This is a genomic window from Streptomyces sp. NPDC008238 (assembly GCF_042956445.1).
Classification (GTDB): domain Bacteria; phylum Actinomycetota; class Actinomycetes; order Streptomycetales; family Streptomycetaceae; genus Actinacidiphila.
Genome location: NZ_JBIBGK010000001.1, coordinates 263,917 through 279,284, shown reverse-complemented (window position 1 = coordinate 279,284; position 15,368 = coordinate 263,917). Strand labels below are relative to the sequence as shown.

The following is a 15,368-nucleotide window of genomic DNA, read 5'->3' as shown; positions in this document are numbered from 1 at the left end:
CGTCGCCGTTGCACCGGATCCCGACGGACCCGAGGAAGGGAAGCCCATGCCCCCCACGGACAGCCGCCGCGGTCACCGCGTCGACGCGGTACCCGGCACGCAGCACGTGACCGTCACGATCGACGGCAAGGTGGTGGCCGAGACCCGGCGGCCGGTACTGGTCCGCGAGACCGGCCTGCCGGTGCGCTACTACATACCCCCGCAGGACGTGGACCTCGCGCTCTTCCGCGGCAGCGACACCAACACCGTCTGCCCCTACAAGGGCGTCGCCTCCTACTGGTCGTACGGCGACCACAACGACGTCGCCTGGGCCTACGAGGAGCCGCTCGCGTCGGTGCCGGAGATCACCGGCCACCTCTCCTTCTACGACACGGTGGCGGACGTCTCGGCCGAGGACGCCTGACCGGACGGACGGTGCGCGCCGCCGCACCGTCCGTCACCGCCCTCCCGGACCGGCGCCGGGGCATGTGCCCGTGTCCCGTGCGGCACTTGAAGCACGACTGTTCGGTTTGCTGCGCGCGACGGCCGCCGGGGAGCAATGATGGTCACATGGCGAATCCGACGATCCTGACCGTCGACGACGATCCCGCAGTCTCCCGGGCCGTGGCCCGGGACATTCGCCGCAGGTACGGCGACCGCTACCGGGTGGTCCGCGCCACCTCGGGGGACGAGGCCCTGAGCGCGCTGCGGGAGATCAAGCTGCGAGGGGAGCAACTCGCGGTGATGCTCGCCGACTACCGCATGCCGAAGATGAACGGGGTGGAGTTCCTCGAGGCGGCGATGGACCTCTTCCCGCTCGCCCGCCGCGTGCTGCTCACGGCGTACGCCGACACCAGCGCGGCCATCGACGCGATCAACATCATCGACCTCGACCACTACCTGCTGAAGCCGTGGAGCCCGCCGGAGGAGAACCTCTACCCGGTGATCGACACCCTGCTCGACGTGTGGATGGCCACGCCGGACCCGACGGCGTCCGAGACGCGCGTGGTCGGCCACCGCTGGTCGGCGCCCTCGTTCAAGGTCCGCGACTTCCTCACCCGCAACCTGGTGCCCTACCGCTGGCTGCCCGCGGAGGAGCCCGAGGCCGCGCAGCTGCTGGCCGCGGCCGGGCTGACCCCCGCCGACGTGCCGCTGGTCGTGACCGACGACGGGACGACGCTGGTGCGTCCCACCGAGGCCGAGCTCGCCGCCCACGTGGGGCTGAGCACCGTACCGGCCTCCGACTTCTACGACCTGGTGGTGGTCGGCGGCGGCCCCGCGGGGCTCGGTGCGGCGGTGTACGGCGCGTCCGAGGGCCTGCGCACGGTGCTCGTGGAGCGCAGGGCGACCGGCGGCCAGGCGGGGCAGAGCAGCCGCATCGAGAACTACCTCGGCTTCCCGGACGGCGTCTCCGGCGCCCAGCTGACCGACCGCGCCCGCCGCCAGGCGACCAAGTTCGGGGCGGAGATCCTCAGCACCCGCGAGGTGGTCGCGCTGGAGGCCGCGGGCACCGGACGCGTGCTGTCCTTCGGCGACGGCTCCTCCATCGCGGCGCACACGGTGGTGCTGGCGACCGGCGTCGCCTACCGGCGGCTGGAGGCGCCGGGCCTGGCGGAGTTCACGGGCGCAGGCGTCTTCTACGGTTCGGCGATGACCGAGGCCATGAACTGCGCGGGCCAGGAGGTCTACATCGTCGGCGGGGCCAACTCGGCGGGGCAGGCGGCGGTCTACTTCTCCCGCAACGCGTGCCGGGTGCACCTGCTGATCCGCGGCGCGGACCTGCACCGCTCGATGTCGCAGTACCTGATCGACCAGATCGCGGCCATCGACAACATCCAGGTCAGCCCCTGCACCGAGGTCGTCGGCGGCAAGGGCGGCGACCACCTGGAACAGCTGATGCTGCGGGACGCCAAGACCGGCGACGTGACCACCGTGGACGCCTCGTTCCTGTTCGTCTTCATCGGCGCCGAGCCCCGCACGGACTGGCTGGAGGGCGTCATCGAGCGGGACCGGCGCGGCTTCGTCGTCACCGGCCCCGACCTCATCACGGGCGGCAGGCGCCCGGCGGGCTGGCCGCTCCCCCGCGACCCGTACCACCTGGAGGCCAGCGTGCCCGGCGTCTTCGCCGCCGGCGACGTGCGGGCGGAGTCGGTCAAGCGGGTGGCCTCCGCGGTCGGCGAGGGCGCGATGGCCGTATCCCTGGTGCACCGTTACCTGGAGGCGCAGTGACCACGACGGACCGGCTCGGGCCGGAGCAGCTGCGGACCCTGTTCCTGTTCGAGTCGCTCGGCGAGAAGGAACTGGACTGGCTGGGCGAACAGGGCCGGGTGGAGCGGGTCGCGGCGAACGACCCCGTCTACGCCGAGGGCGATCCGGCGACCTGCTTCTACGTGCTGCTGAGCGGCACCGTGTCACTGGGCCGGCTGGTCCACGGCGACGTGGTGGAGGTCAACCGCACCGACCAGCGCGGCGTGTACGCCGGGGCGACGCAGGCGTACCTCGGGGACCGGGTGGAGCAGACGTACCCCAACTCGCTGCGGGCGGTCACCGACTGCGAGTTCTTCGTGGTCCCGGCCGACGAGTTCGCCGGTGCGATGCGCCGCTGGTTCCCGATGGCGGTGCACCTGCTGGAGGGGTTGTTCTTCGGCTACCGCAAGCAGAACACGATCATCGGGGAGCGCGAACGGCTGCTGGCGCTGGGCTCGCTCTCCGCCGGGCTGACCCACGAGCTGAACAACCCGGCCGCCGCCGCGGTGCGGGCCACCTCGGCGCTGCGCGACCGGGTGGCCGGCATGCGGCACAAGCTGGCGATGATCGCCGACGGCCGGCTGGACACCCGTCAGCTGCACGAGCTGGTCGAACTGCAGGACGCGGCGATCAAGCGCATGGCGTCGGCGCCGGAGCGGTCGGCGCTGGAGGCGTCCGACGCCGAGGACGAGCTGACGGACTGGCTGGAGGACCACGGGGTCAACGGGTCCTGGGAACTGGCCTCGACGCTCGTCGCGGGCGGCGTGGACACCGAGTGGCTGGACTCGGTGGTCGACGCGGTCGGCGAGGAACGGCTGGAGGCGGCGATCCGCTGGCTCACCTACACCCTCGACACCGAACTGCTCATGGGCGAGATCGACGACGCCGTCACCCGGATCTCCGGACTGGTGGGCGCCGCGAAGCAGTACTCGCAGCTCGACCGGGCCCCGCAGCAGACCGTGGACGTGCACGCGCTGCTCGACGCCACGCTCACCATGCTCCAGGCGAAGATCCCCGGCGGGGTGCGGGTCGTCAAGGAGTACGACCGCAGCCTGCCGCAGATCCAGGCGTACGGCGCCGAACTCAACCAGGTGTGGACCAACCTCGTCGTCAACGCCCTCGACGCCATGGACGGTTCGGGCACCCTGACGTTGCGCAGCGCCTGGGACGGGCCCGACCGCCTGGTGGTGGAGGTGGGCGACACCGGTCCCGGCATCTCCCCGGAGATCCGGCCGCGGATCTTCGAGCCGTTCTTCACCACCAAGCCGGTCGGCGAGGGCACGGGGCTGGGCCTGGACATCTCGTACCGCATCGTGGTCAACAAGCACCACGGCGACATCCGCGTCGAGTCGAGCCCGGGCGACACGCGCTTCACCGTGTGCCTCCCGGTCGCCCAGCCCGCGATGGAGCCGGGGGACGCGGAACGGACGGGCTGAGCCCCCGCCCGGCCGGCGGGCTCGTTCAGGCCACCGGACTCTTGGACTTGGGGAGCGCGCCGCTGCGGTCGCGGCCGACGGGCAGTTGTCCGTCGGCCGCGCTCTTGAGCGAGCGCAGGGCCAGCAGCAGCACACCGATGTCGTCGATGAGGATCGGATCGGGCAGCAGGTCCACCGGGCAGACCAGGTAGACCAGCGCGGCCCAGAAGGCCAGTTTCCCGGAGCGCGGCACGTCGGCGCTGCGCAAGAGGGTACGGATACGCGCCATCTTCACCACGAGCACGACGGCCACCACGAGCATCACCACGACCGCCACCGCGGCGATCACGAGGGCCGTGGCCGACCAGTCACCCAGGTCCATGTCTGCCTCCTGCGATCCCGTGTACCCGGCCGGTGTGCGCGGAAACGGTGGCCGGCCCCTGCCGAGAGGAAGCACAGATTACATGATCACACCCGACGGGATCTGGGAGGCCGCGGGCCTTCCCGCACGCCGGCTCGCCGGCCTGGCGCTCAACCCCGCGGCCCCCGAGGACGTCCTCCTGCGGCTGCTCGCCGACGGCCCGCCCGCGGCACGGATGGTGCTGTGCCGGGACCGGACACTGCCGGACGCCGTGGTCGACGCCGTCGTCCGCCACCCCGACAGGTACACCCGCAGCTTCCTCGCCCGCAGTCCGCACGCCGAGCCGGCCCAGCGGGCGCGGCTGCTGGACCGGAGTGGTTCGTGCGGGCGCACCTGGCCGAGGCCCCCCGGACGCCGTGGGGCGTGCCCCCCAGGCCGCTCCCGGACCGGGCCGTCGTCCACATGATCCTGACCTACGAACCGGAATTCCTGAACACCCTCTACCGCCAGGCCTCCCCCGGGCTGATGGAGTCGATGCGCACCCATCCGGAGCCGAAGGTCCGGCAGATGGGTGTCGCCTGGCGCGGCGTGCCGGACGAGGCCCGCGACGCCCTTCTGGCGGATCCGGACGACGAGGTACGGGACGCGGTGCGGCGCCGTCTGCAGTCCGAGGACCCGGCGTGGGTGGAGCGGGAACTGCCCGACCGGCCGTGCCATGGGCGGACCCATGCGCTGCTGAACTGCGCCCTGAGCCGAGGCGTCGTGGAGGGTGTGCTCAACGCCCCCGTGGGCAAGGGGGACCGGTGGATGATCGCGGGCAACACCACCCTTCCCGCCGATGTGGTGCCCCTGCTGGCCGCCGACGCGGACCCGGAGGTGCGGGAGCAGATCGCGTACCGCTCCGACCTCGGGCCGGAGGAACGCCGGGTGCTCGCCGCGGACGCCGATCCGCGGGTGCGCCTCGCGCTCTCCGTGCATCCGGCGCTCAGCGAGGCGGAACGCGCGGCGATCGACTACGAGGTGCCGGTGGGCGGCACTTTCGGATGGACGTTCCAAAGCGTGGTGCCGCGGGACCCCGCCGAGGTGCGCCGTGACGCCCTGTCCGCCCACCCGTTGCTGCGGCGGCGCGCCGCCGGCGATCAGAGCCTGCCGGCCGACCTGGTGGCACGGCTGGCCTCGGACGAGGACCTCGGCGTGCGCGTACTGCTCGCGCAGAACCATCCGGAAGCGCCGGCCGAGCTGCTGCTGAGCGCCTTCCTGGAGTACACCGGTCACGAGCGTGAAAACCTGCTCACCCGCCCGGGGTTCCCCACCGCGGGGCTCGCGCGGTTCGCCCGGCACGAGGATCCCGCTGTCCGTGCCCTGGCCGCCCGGGACCCGGCGGCCGGTGCGGGGACGGTCGACCGGCTGACCCGGGACCCCGATCCCGGTGTGCGGGAGGCCGGGGCACGCCATCCGAACCTCCCGGCCGCCCGGCTCGCGGAGCTGCTCGACGACGTCGAACTGGCGCACCACGCGGCGGCCAACCCGGCGCTGGCGCCCGCCGTCATGCTCCGGCTGGTGGCGAGCCTTCCGCTGCCGGAGGATGCCATCGGATGAAGTCGGTCAACCGGCCGAAGGCGTCGCGCAGTTCACGCCGGGCGTATTCCTCGCGGACGTCGATGAGGGCGCCGTGGGCGGCCGTCGGGTCGACCGTGAAGCGGTCGTGCCAGCCACCCCCGGAGGCGATGATCACGGGGGTGTCGACCCCGTCGAACTGGTCGGCGGTGATGTCGACGCGCAGTCCGTTCTTCTCGATCCACGCGTGGGTGGCGCGGTTCTCCCAGGCGCTGACGTAGGTCCACACCCCCTGGCCGTTCTCGTACAGGTACTGACCGAGGAGGATCGAGGCGTCCCCGCAGGAACCGTGCGGGAAGCGCTCCAGGGAGACCAGTCCGGGATCGGGGCAGTCGACGATCGCCTGCCGGAATCCGGCGACCAGTGTGCGGAGTTCGGACACCCGCGGAGTCTAACCCGTGAAGATCATTTGTGGGACCTGTGGAACCGGCCCTTCTGCTCGGCGCGGGCCCGGAGGGCGGGGGACGTGGGGGCGGGGGACGTGGGGGACGTGGGACGTGGGGGCGGGGGACGGCATGGTGGTGGCAGCGGCCGGAACCGGCGCCCGAGCCGGTTCCGGCCGCTGCGGCGGCAGTCAATCGAGCGGTCCGGGGGCCGTCAAGACTTCACGTCAGGATTGGTGCGGAACGCTTGCGGTGGCCCGGATGGACCTTTCCGCGTTCAAGTCCCGAACGGTTGCGACTCCTTGCAGGTCACAGCCACACCCGTGCGCGCAGCGGCGGCCGAGCCGCCGATCCGTCAGAAACACTTTCTGCGAGGACTCTTGACCGCGACTTCTGTCACGTCTTAACTCACGCCCTAAATTAAGTCGTGAGGCTGACACAGGAGTTCCTATGAGACCCGAAGTCAACGCCGCCCGCCGCAGACCCCTTTGGCTGATCGCCCTGCTGGCGGTCCTGCTCGCCCTGATCACCGTCCCGGCCGGCCCCCTCACCGGGGCCCACGCCGCCGCCTGCGGCACCGCCAACGCCGCACAGGGCAGGACCGCCACCGCCTCCTCCTCCGAGAACGGCTCCTTCACCGCCGCCAACGCCGTCGACGGCAACGCCGGCACCCGCTGGTCCAGCGCCTTCAGCGACCCCCAGTGGATCCAGGTGGACCTCGGCAGCTCACAGACCGTCTGCGAGGTCGTGCTGAACTGGGAGGCCGCCTACGGCAAGGCCTACCAGATCCAGCTCTCCGCCAACGGCACCGACTGGACCACCGTCGCCTCCACCACCACCGGCGCCGGCGGCACCGAGACCCGTGCCGTCAGCGGCACCGGCCGCTACCTGCGCGTGTACGGCACCACCCGCGCCACCGGCTACGGCTACTCGCTGTGGGAGCTGGCCGTGCACACCACCGACGGCGGCACCGGCCCGGTGATCCCCGGCGGCGGCGACCTCGGCCCGAACGTCCTGGTCTTCGACCCCTCCACCCCGGGCATCCAGGCCAAGCTGGACCAGGTCTTCCAGCAGCAGGAGTCGGCGCAGTTCGGCACCGGCCGCTACGCGCTGCTGTTCAAGCCCGGCACCTACAACAACATCAACGCCAACATCGGCTTCTACACCTCGATCGCCGGGCTGGGCCTCTCCCCCGACGACACCACCTTCAACGGCGACGTGACCGTGGACGCCGGCTGGTTCAACGGCAACGCCACCCAGAACTTCTGGCGCTCGGCGGAGAACCTCGCCCTCAACCCCGTGAGCGGCACCGACCGCTGGGCCGTCGCCCAGGCCGCGCCCTTCCGGCGCATGCACGTCAAGGGCGGCCTCAACCTGGCGCCCAACGGCTACGGCTGGGCCAGCGGCGGCTACATCGCCGACAGCAAGATCGACGGCACCGTGGGCCCGTACTCGCAGCAGCAGTGGTACACCCGCGAGAGCTCGGTCGGCGGCTGGACCAACGGCGTGTGGAACATGGTCTTCTCCGGTGTGCAGGGCGCCCCGGCGCAGAGCTTCCCCAACCCGCCGTACACCACGCTCGACACCACCCCCGTCTCCCGTGAGAAGCCCTTCCTCTACCTCGACGGCAACGACTACAAGGTGTTCGTCCCGGCCAAGCGGACCAACGCCCGCGGCACCAGCTGGGGCAACGGCGCGCCGCAGGGCTCCTCGATCCCGCTGAGCCAGTTCTACGTGGTCAAGCCGGGCGCGACGGCCGCGACCATCAACGCCGCTCTCGCCCAGGGCCTGAACCTGCTGTTCACCCCGGGCGTCTACCACGTCGACCAGACCATCAACGTGACCCGCGCCAACACCGTCGTGCTCGGCCTCGGCCTCGCCACGGTCATCCCCGACAACGGCGTGACGGCGATGAAGGTCGCCGACGTCGACGGCGTGAAGCTGGCCGGCTTCCTGATCGACGCCGGCGCGGCCAACTCCCAGGTGCTGCTCCAGGTCGGCCCGCAGGGCGCGGCCGCCGACCACGCCGCCAACCCGACGACCGTGCAGGACGTCTTCATCCGGATCGGCGGGGCCGGCCCGGGCAAGGCGACCACCAGCATGGAGGTCAACAGCGACGACACCATCATCGACCACACCTGGATCTGGCGCGCCGACCACGGCGCCGGCGTGGGCTGGGACACCAACCCGGCCGACTACGGCCTGCGCGTGAACGGCGACGACGTCCTGGCCACCGGCCTGTTCGTCGAGCACTTCAAGAAGTACGACGTCCAGTGGAGCGGCGAGCGGGGCCGGACGGTCTTCTTCCAGAACGAGATCGCCTACGACGCCCCCAACCAGGCCGCCATCCAGAACGGCGCGACGAAGGGCTGGGCCGCCTACAAGGTGGACGACTCGGTGAACACCCACGAGGCCTGGGGCCTGGGCAGCTACTGCAACTTCACCACCGATCCGACGATCCGCATGGACCACGGCTTCGAGGTCCCGGTGAAGTCGGGGATCAAGATGCACGACGTCCTGGTGGTCTCGCTGGGCGGCATGGGCCAGTACGACCACGTCATCAACGGCACCGGTGCCGCGACCTCGGGCACCTCGACCGTACCGTCCACGGTGGTCTCGTTCCCCTGACGGCTCCGGGCAGGGGTGCCCCGTCCTCCGGCGGGGCACCCCGTCCGCCGTCCTCAGGCGGCCGGCCGGTGGCGGGAGTGCAGCACCTCGCCCACGGCGACCGCCGCCGCCGTGGCGGCCCCCGCCAGCGGCACCGCCGCGCTCCCGCAGAAGGTGCTCGCCAGCACCAGCAGGGCGCAGGCGGGCAGCACCGCGTGCTCGGCGAACCCGCGCTTGGCGCTGCGGGAGTGGATCAGCCAGACCGTCAGCAGGAAGAGCGCGGTCGGCACCGTGACGGCGGTCGCGGCGGCCGTCTGCGAGATGTGCGCCTTGTGCACGGCCTGCTCGACCACCACCTCCAGCCCCGCCCCGATGGCGGCGGCCGAGCCGAAGACGAGGTAGTGCCCGTAGCCCCACAGGAACGCCCGCGCGCTGCTGGTGAGGTGCTGGTGGACGGGGATGGCGAAGTACAGCCAGTAGGCGGAGAACACGATGAGCAGTCCTCCGAGGCCGACCGGCAGCAAGTCGCCGAGCGCGGAGAACTCGTCGACGGCCGACTGCACGGCCACCGTCGCGGCGGCCACCGACTCACCGAGCACGATGAGGGTGAAGAGGCCGTAGCGCTCGGAGATGTGGTGCGGGTGCCAGGTGGTGCGCTGCGCCCGCTCGGCCCAGACGGGAACCACCAGTTCCGCGACGGCCAGGATCAGGAACCCCCAGTACCACAGCCCGCCGACGGGCTGCAGCAGCAGGACGACCCATCCCACCTGGACGACGACGAGTCCGGCGGCGTAGCTCAGCGCCGTGGTCCGTGCCGGTCCGGTCGCGTTGCGTGCCGCGCGCAGCCACTGGAAGGCCAGTGCGACGCGCATGATGACGTAGCCGGCCACGGCGATCGAGAAGTCGTTGGCGTCGAAGGCACGGGGGACCCCGGCCGCCAGGACCAGGACGCCGGTGATCTGGACGAAGGTGGCGATGCGGTAGGGCACGTCGTCGGTGTCGAAGGCCGAGGCGAACCAGGTGAAGTTCAGCCACGCCAGCCAGATCGCGAAGAAGACCAGGCAGTAGCCGAGGACACCCTGCCCGGCGTGCCCCTCGGCGACCGCGTGCACCAGCCGCGCGCCGGCCTGCGCCACCGCCACCACGAAGCAGAGGTCGAAGAACAGTTCCAGCGGGGTGGCGACCCGGTGCGGCTCGTGCGGGTCGCGGGGCGTCATCCGGACCAGCGGGCGGAAGCGGCGGTCCGGCGCCGCCTGATCGTGATCGGTCATCCGCGCATCGTAGGCGGTGCGCACGTGCCCGCGCCCGGAGGACCGGGCGCGGGCACGTGACGGGGGACGGGGCGGAGGTCAGCCGGTGCTGCCGTCCTGGAGCATTCCGGCCCGCAGCCGGGCCAGGGTGCGCGAGAGCAGCCGGGAGACGTGCATCTGCGTGCAGCCCATGATCTCGCCGATCTGGGACTGCGTCAGTTCCTCCACGTAGCGCAGGTGGAGCAGCCGCCGGTCGCGCTCGTCGAGCTCCACGACGAGCGGGGCGAGCGAGCCGAGGTCCTCGACCAGTTCCATGGCGGGGTCGACCGCGCCGATGAAGTCGGCGAGCACGGTCTCGCCGTCGTCGCCGTCGTCGCCGTTCATGGCGGCGTCCAGGGAGGACGCGGTGTAGCCGTTGGAGGCCACCTGGGCCTCGACGACCTCGGCCTCGGAGATGTCCATCAGCGCCGCGAGCTCGCTCACCTTAGGGGCGCGGCCCAGCCGGGAGGACAGCTCGTCCCGCGCGCGGGCGAGTTCCACCCGGCGCTCCTGGAGGCGGCGCGGCACGTGCACGGCCCAGGTCGTGTCGCGGAAGAAGCGCTTGATCTCACCGACGATGTACGGCACCGCGAAGGTGGTGAACTCCACCTCGCGCGAGATGTCGAACCGGTCGATGGCCTTGATCAGCCCGATCGTCCCGACCTGGACGATGTCCTCCATCTCGTCGCTGCGCTCGCGGAAGCGCTTGGCCGCGAACCTCACGAGCGACATGTTCATCTCGATGAGGGTGTTGCGGGCGTACTGGTACTCGTGGGTGCCCTCCTCGAGCACCGTCAGGCGCTCGAGGAAGAGCTTCGACAGGCGGCGCGCGCTCGTGGGAGCCACGCTGCTCGGGTCGGTGATCTGCGGCAGTACGTCGACCTCGGGGCTCTCGACCCCGGTGCTCGTCCCGCTCACCTCGGCGATCACGGCTCCTCCTCGCACCTCTGCACCTCTGCGTCGTGTTCGTACGTTGCCCCTCGGGTACCCCCTCCGCGCGGAAGCATTCCCCCCGATCCCGGAAGAACGTGAATCCCGCCGGCGGCAGCGTAGGACCGGCCGGCCCGGGCAGACCAGAGAGGGACCGATGATGCCTACGGGGTGATCGTGCGTGTACATCATTGACCTAGACGCGGAGGGCGGGGGGCTCCTGCGGCCCACCACCGCGGAGCGGACGCTGCCCACCACCATCGGCGAGGCTCGTGACTTCGCCCGGACCAGACTCAAGGACGTCGATCCGGAGCGTGTCGAGGACTGCCTGCTGGTCGTCTCCGAACTGGTCACCAATGCCTTCCGCTACGGCGGCGGGCTGGCGGGCCTCGACGTGGAGGCGGCGCAGGACGCGATCCGCGTGTCCGTCCAGGACCGCAACGACGAGCTGCCGGCCGCGCCGCCGCCGTCCGACCACTTCCTGCCCGGCGGCTACGGGCTGCGCCTGGTACGGCGGCTGGCCCGGGACGTCCGGGTGACGCTGCTGCGCGCGGGCGGCAAGGTCATCCACGTGCACCTGCCGCGCTGACGCGCCGCTCCCCCGGCCCCCTGCCACGACGTCGTACGTGTGGGCGAACGGATTGCGGTAACACGCACCCTTGGTGCAAGGAGACCCGCACCACGGTCAGTTCGAGCGTCGGGGCCGGACGACGGCCCCCGGGAGGCAGACACCATGACCACGGGCATCATCATCGGGGCGGTCGTCGTCGTTGTCCTGATCGCCCTCGCCGCGGTCGCCACGCAGCGGCGCGGCGGCGGCACGGGACGGTTCAGGCGACGCTTCGGACCGGAGTACGAACGCACGGTCGCCCGGCACGACGGCGACACGGAGGCGGCGCACCGGGAACTGCAGGAGCGCGTCGACCGGCACGGCGGCCTGAACCCTGAGCCGCTGAGCGCACGTCAGACCGAGGAGTACCGCGTCGAGTGGGCCGCCCTGCAGGAGCGGTTCGTCGACTCCCCCGCCCAGGCGGTCCGGGACGCGTCGCTGCTGCTGGACCGGCTGGCGCACGACCGCGGGTTCCCGGAGCACGGCTCCGGCGAGCAGATCGACGCCCTGTCGGTCCACCGCCCGCGGCACCTCCAGGCCTACCGCGACCTGCGCGGGGTCGCGGAGACCCGCAACGACGGTGACCGCACCGCGGCGGACACCGAGGAACTGCGCGCGCGGCTGCTCGGCGCCCGGGCGCTGTTCGACGACCTCATCGCGGTGGACAAGGAGCCCAGCACCGCCTCGCGCGAGGACGGCGCGGGTGAACCGGGCTCCGGCCGACGCGGCTCCCACCGCTTCCACCTCCCCTCCTGGAGCAGCCGATGAACCCCACGCACGAGCACCACGACACCGACCGGGACGACGCGCCGGACCGTACCGACGCCACCGGCACGCCCGACCGGACCGACGCCACCGACACCCCCGCCACGGCGACGGACGGCACCGGACGCGAGGAACGCAACGCATCGGCCGGACGGACCCCCGGCACGCCGAAGTCCCCCGCGCGGCGCGGCGCGCAGGAGACGGCCGAATCGCCCGCCGCGCGCCGGCCCGCCGGATGGTCACGGCCCGAGGACGGCGAGGAGCAGGCGGGGGCCCGGAAGACCGCCGGCGGCACGTCATCGGCGGAGGAGGGGCCCGGCACCCCTGAGCGGCCCGCGGCCGCCCCGCGTCCGGCGCGGGACGAGCGGGTGCCCGCCCCCGGCACGCCGGCACGGCCGGACGGCACGGGGGACAAGCTGCGGCAGCGGCTGCAGCACGCGGTCGGCGGCTTCGTCGACGAGCCGCGCCACGCCGTGGAGGAGGCCGACGAGGTCCTCGGTGAGGCCACCGAGCGGCTGATCGGAGAACTGCGCGGCCGGCGCGAGGAACTGCGCACGGGCTGGCGGGCCGACGGGCACGACGGCGGCGACACCGAGAAGCTGCGCGTGGCCCTGCAGGGCTACCGCGACCTCGTCGACCGCGTCCTGCACGTCTGAGGACCGCGACGTGCGCACGACGCACCATCCGCGCACCACGCGGACTTGAGCGCACCACGTGAACGACAGGAACGCGGTGGCCGGGAGACCCGAGGTCTCCCGGCCACCGCGTTCCTCGCGCACCGGTCAGTCGCCCGCGTGGCGGTACCGGGCCCACAGCGGCAGGCCGTACCAGCAGACCAGGTACCAGACCAGGACGGCGGCGACGAGCCAGGGCACGTACGCGTCGTGGGTGGCGGCACGCAGCACCAGCAGCAGCGCCGATGTCATCGTGGCCAGCAGCAGCACGAGTCCGACGAAGGTGAGCCGCGAGGCCCAGCGCACCGCCTGCGGCTTGATGCGGCTCCCGGAGACGATCCGGTGGAAGGAGACCGGGCCGATGAGCGCCCCGGTCGCGCAGGCGCCGAGCACCACGGTGACGATGTAGATCGTGTGGTCGGTCGTCCCGAGCCGCTGGTAGTGCGGGGTGAACACGACGGTCAGCAGGAATCCGAAGAGGATCTGCACGCCCGTCTGGGCGACCCGCACCTCCTGGATGAGCTCTCCCCACTTCCGGTCGGCGCGCTCTTCCTCGGTCTCGTCACGCCCGGTTGCCGGGCCGGTCCGTCCGTCCGCGTCGTCACTGGGCACGGCACCCTCCCATTGGTCGATCGTGCGCCTCATGGCTGACTTACCACCGGCCGCTCCTGCGTCGCGCGTCGAGCCCCGGGTACGCCGAGGGACGGCGACCGGTCCGGCCGCCGTCCCGTACGCGGTCCGGCCGCCCCCGCGGGGGCGGCCGGACCGCGGTGCTCACCGCCGCGACCTGCTCCGCGACAGCAGGCTCACTCCGACGGCCGCGAGGCCGATCTGTATCAGCCACTCGATCCAGTCGACGCCGTCGGTGTCGGCGACGCCGACACCGTGGGCGATCGCGCTGCCGATGAAGGCCGCGACGATGCCGACGACGATCGTCCACAGCACTCCGATCGGCTGCCGCCCCGGCGCCACCAGACGCCCCAGCACACCGATGATCAGACCGATCACGATGGCACTGATGATGCTCGAGATCTCCATCTCCACCTCAACCCCAGCTTCGTCCGGCGCCTGGCCGGAAGTGTGTTCGCACCACGCGGATACCCCCGGTCGGACACTCCACGCAGCCCACCCGGCGCCCGGTCGCCGGGTGTGTTCCGGCCGCGACGGGGCACCCGGTGCACCGAAGGCAGTCGGGGCAGGGAGGCCGGAGTGGACACGACGGTGGGTGCGGGCGCGGTACGGCCCGGGACGCAGGGGAGGAAGGCGATCCGCGCCGGGGCGCGGGCGGGCCTGACCGCGCGTGGGGTCATCTACGCACTGCTCGGGGTGCTGGCGCTGCGGGTCGCCTTCGACGGGTCCCGTGAACAGGCCGACCGGGGCGGCGCGGTGGCCCAGCTCGCGGACCGGCCCTTCGGCGGGTTCCTGGTCTGGGCCCTGGCGGTGGGGTTCGCCGGGATGACGCTGTGGCGGTTGTCGGAGGCGGTGTTCGGTGCGGCGGGACCGGACGGGGACAAGGCCGGCAAGCGGCTGATGTCCGGGGCCCGCGCGGTGTTCTACGGCTTCGTGACGTACTCCGTGGTGACCTTCGCGGTGAACGGCTCCTCCGCCGGCGGTTCCAGTGACGAGACCTCGAAGGACGTCACCGCGCACGCCCTTGGCTGGCCCATGGGCCGCTGGCTGGTGGGCGCGGCGGGCCTGGTCCTCGCGGGGGCCGGGGCGTGGATCGCGGTGCGGGCGATCATGCGGCGCTTCCGCAAGCACCTGCGGACCGGAGCGATGTCACCGCGGGTCCGCAAGGTGGTCGACTTCCTCGGGGTCGCCGGCGGGACCAGCCGGGGTGTGGTGTTCGCCGCCGCGGGCTGCTTCGTCGTCGTCGCGGCGGTGCGCTTCGACCCGGACCGGGCGAAGGGCCTGGACGACACGCTGCGCACGTTCCGGGACACCCCGGCCGGACCGTGGCTGCTGGCGGTGATCGCGGTGGGCCTGGCGCTGTTCGGGGTGTTCTCCTGGGCGATGGCCCGCTGGCGGCAGGTCTGAACCGCGCCGGGCCGGGTCAACGGCCCGGGAGCTTCACCACCGTCACGAAGAAGTCGTCGATCTGGCGGACCACGTCGATGAACCGGTCGAAGTCCACCGGCTTGGTCACGTACGCGTTGGCGTGCAGCTTGTAGCTGCGCAGGATGTCCTCCTCGGCCTCGGAGGTGGTGAGGACGACGACCGGGATGGTGCACAGGTCGGCGTCGGCCTTGATCTCGGCGAGCACCTGGCGGCCGTCGAAGCGGGGCAGGTTGAGGTCGAGGAGGATCAGCCCGGGGCGCGGCGCACCGGCGTGGGCGCCGCGCCGGTTGAGGAAGTCGAGGGCCTCCTCGCCGTCCCGTACGACGTGCAGGACGTTGCGGACCTTGTTCTCCTGGAACGCCTCGCGCGTCATCAGTTCGTCGCCGGGGTCGTCCTCCACGAGCAGCACGATGATCGGTTCCGGTTCCTGCAC

The 15,368-nt window shown here is 72.1% G+C and carries 17 protein-coding genes; 10 read left to right on the top strand and 7 right to left on the bottom strand.

Going from position 1 to position 15,368, the window contains the following annotated elements:
- The first annotated feature begins 46 nt into the window (after nucleotides 1-46).
- The 3 genes from ACFZAU_RS01280 to ACFZAU_RS01270 all read left to right on the top strand — a co-directional run bounded on the left by ACFZAU_RS01280 (nucleotide 47) and on the right by ACFZAU_RS01270 (nucleotide 3,662).
- The gene (locus ACFZAU_RS01280) at nucleotides 47-403 is read left to right on the top strand and encodes a DUF427 domain-containing protein (RefSeq protein WP_500550524.1); all 357 of its coding nucleotides are present in this window, start codon (nucleotides 47-49) and stop codon (nucleotides 401-403) included.
- A gap of 146 nt (nucleotides 404-549) precedes the next feature.
- On the top strand, nucleotides 550-2,208 hold the full coding sequence (locus ACFZAU_RS01275) for an NAD(P)/FAD-dependent oxidoreductase (RefSeq protein ID WP_500550523.1): 1,659 nt from the start codon (nucleotides 550-552) through the stop codon (nucleotides 2,206-2,208).
- Nucleotides 2,205-3,662: an ATP-binding protein gene (locus ACFZAU_RS01270; RefSeq protein ID WP_500550522.1), complete on the top strand. Its 1,458-nt coding sequence runs from the start codon at nucleotides 2,205-2,207 to the stop codon at nucleotides 3,660-3,662. The genes ACFZAU_RS01275 and ACFZAU_RS01270 overlap by 4 nt, the downstream gene beginning before the upstream one ends.
- 25 nt (nucleotides 3,663-3,687) lie before the next feature.
- On the opposite strand, the gene ACFZAU_RS01265 is transcribed toward ACFZAU_RS01270, so the two are convergent.
- The gene (locus ACFZAU_RS01265; protein WP_499602956.1) at nucleotides 3,688-4,023 is read right to left on the bottom strand and encodes a YkvA family protein; all 336 of its coding nucleotides are present in this window, start codon (nucleotides 4,021-4,023) and stop codon (nucleotides 3,688-3,690) included.
- 82 nt (nucleotides 4,024-4,105) lie between these two features.
- On the opposite strand from ACFZAU_RS01265, the gene ACFZAU_RS01260 reads away from it, so the two are divergent.
- Both ACFZAU_RS01260 and ACFZAU_RS01255 read left to right on the top strand, forming a co-directional pair.
- The gene (locus ACFZAU_RS01260) at nucleotides 4,106-4,468 is read left to right on the top strand and encodes a hypothetical protein (protein ID WP_500550521.1); all 363 of its coding nucleotides are present in this window, start codon (nucleotides 4,106-4,108) and stop codon (nucleotides 4,466-4,468) included.
- Nucleotides 4,465-5,601 (top strand): hypothetical protein, encoded by a 1,137-nt coding sequence (locus tag ACFZAU_RS01255; protein ID WP_500550520.1) that lies wholly within the window; start codon nucleotides 4,465-4,467, stop codon nucleotides 5,599-5,601. The genes ACFZAU_RS01260 and ACFZAU_RS01255 overlap by 4 nt, the downstream gene beginning before the upstream one ends.
- Here the strand turns inward: ACFZAU_RS01255 and ACFZAU_RS01250 are convergent.
- The gene (locus tag ACFZAU_RS01250) at nucleotides 5,549-6,001 is read right to left on the bottom strand and encodes a hypothetical protein (RefSeq protein ID WP_500550519.1); all 453 of its coding nucleotides are present in this window, start codon (nucleotides 5,999-6,001) and stop codon (nucleotides 5,549-5,551) included. The two genes, ACFZAU_RS01255 and ACFZAU_RS01250, sit on opposite strands and share 53 nt — an antisense overlap.
- A 451-nt stretch (nucleotides 6,002-6,452) precedes the next feature.
- Between ACFZAU_RS01250 and ACFZAU_RS01245 the strand changes: the two genes are divergently transcribed.
- Nucleotides 6,453-8,630 carry a pectate lyase-like domain-containing protein gene (locus ACFZAU_RS01245; RefSeq protein WP_500550518.1) on the top strand — a complete coding sequence of 726 codons (2,178 nt, stop codon included), beginning with the start codon at nucleotides 6,453-6,455 and terminating at the stop codon, nucleotides 8,628-8,630.
- A 53-nt stretch (nucleotides 8,631-8,683) separates the two neighbouring features.
- Here the strand turns inward: ACFZAU_RS01245 and ACFZAU_RS01240 are convergent, their stop codons facing one another.
- On the bottom strand, nucleotides 8,684-9,880 hold the full coding sequence (locus ACFZAU_RS01240; protein WP_500550517.1) for a low temperature requirement protein A: 1,197 nt from the start codon (nucleotides 9,878-9,880) through the stop codon (nucleotides 8,684-8,686).
- 78 nt (nucleotides 9,881-9,958) lie between these two features.
- On the bottom strand, nucleotides 9,959-10,828 hold the full coding sequence (locus tag ACFZAU_RS01235) for an RNA polymerase sigma factor SigF (RefSeq protein ID WP_499602962.1): 870 nt from the start codon (nucleotides 10,826-10,828) through the stop codon (nucleotides 9,959-9,961).
- Between the two features lie 181 nt (nucleotides 10,829-11,009).
- Here ACFZAU_RS01235 and ACFZAU_RS01230 point away from each other — a divergent pair, with 181 nt between their 5' ends.
- From ACFZAU_RS01230 to ACFZAU_RS01220, 3 genes are all read left to right on the top strand, one after another.
- On the top strand, nucleotides 11,010-11,417 hold the full coding sequence (locus tag ACFZAU_RS01230) for an ATP-binding protein (RefSeq protein WP_500550516.1): 408 nt from the start codon (nucleotides 11,010-11,012) through the stop codon (nucleotides 11,415-11,417).
- A 144-nt stretch (nucleotides 11,418-11,561) separates the two neighbouring features.
- Nucleotides 11,562-12,206 carry a hypothetical protein gene (locus tag ACFZAU_RS01225; RefSeq protein ID WP_500550515.1) on the top strand — a complete coding sequence of 215 codons (645 nt, stop codon included), beginning with the start codon at nucleotides 11,562-11,564 and terminating at the stop codon, nucleotides 12,204-12,206.
- Nucleotides 12,203-12,859 (top strand): hypothetical protein, encoded by a 657-nt coding sequence (locus ACFZAU_RS01220; protein WP_500550514.1) that lies wholly within the window; start codon nucleotides 12,203-12,205, stop codon nucleotides 12,857-12,859. The genes ACFZAU_RS01225 and ACFZAU_RS01220 overlap by 4 nt, the downstream gene beginning before the upstream one ends.
- Before the next feature lie 126 nt (nucleotides 12,860-12,985).
- Here the strand turns inward: ACFZAU_RS01220 and ACFZAU_RS01215 are convergent, their stop codons facing one another.
- Together ACFZAU_RS01215 and ACFZAU_RS01210 are read right to left on the bottom strand one after the other, a co-directional pair.
- Entirely contained in the window at nucleotides 12,986-13,489 is a 504-nt protein-coding gene (locus tag ACFZAU_RS01215; RefSeq protein WP_500550513.1) for a DUF6328 family protein, read from the bottom strand.
- A gap of 162 nt (nucleotides 13,490-13,651) precedes the next feature.
- The gene (locus tag ACFZAU_RS01210; RefSeq protein ID WP_500550512.1) at nucleotides 13,652-13,915 is read right to left on the bottom strand and encodes a GlsB/YeaQ/YmgE family stress response membrane protein; all 264 of its coding nucleotides are present in this window, start codon (nucleotides 13,913-13,915) and stop codon (nucleotides 13,652-13,654) included.
- A 171-nt stretch (nucleotides 13,916-14,086) separates the two neighbouring features.
- On the opposite strand from ACFZAU_RS01210, the gene ACFZAU_RS01205 reads away from it, so the two are divergent.
- Complete coding sequence (locus ACFZAU_RS01205; protein ID WP_500550511.1) at nucleotides 14,087-14,914, top strand: DUF1206 domain-containing protein; 828 nt, start codon at nucleotides 14,087-14,089, stop codon at nucleotides 14,912-14,914.
- Nucleotides 14,915-14,930: 16 nt separating this feature from the next.
- Here ACFZAU_RS01205 and ACFZAU_RS01200 read toward each other — a convergent pair whose 3' ends face one another.
- Nucleotides 14,931-15,368 (bottom strand): response regulator, encoded by a 438-nt coding sequence (locus ACFZAU_RS01200; protein ID WP_499603288.1) that lies wholly within the window; start codon nucleotides 15,366-15,368, stop codon nucleotides 14,931-14,933.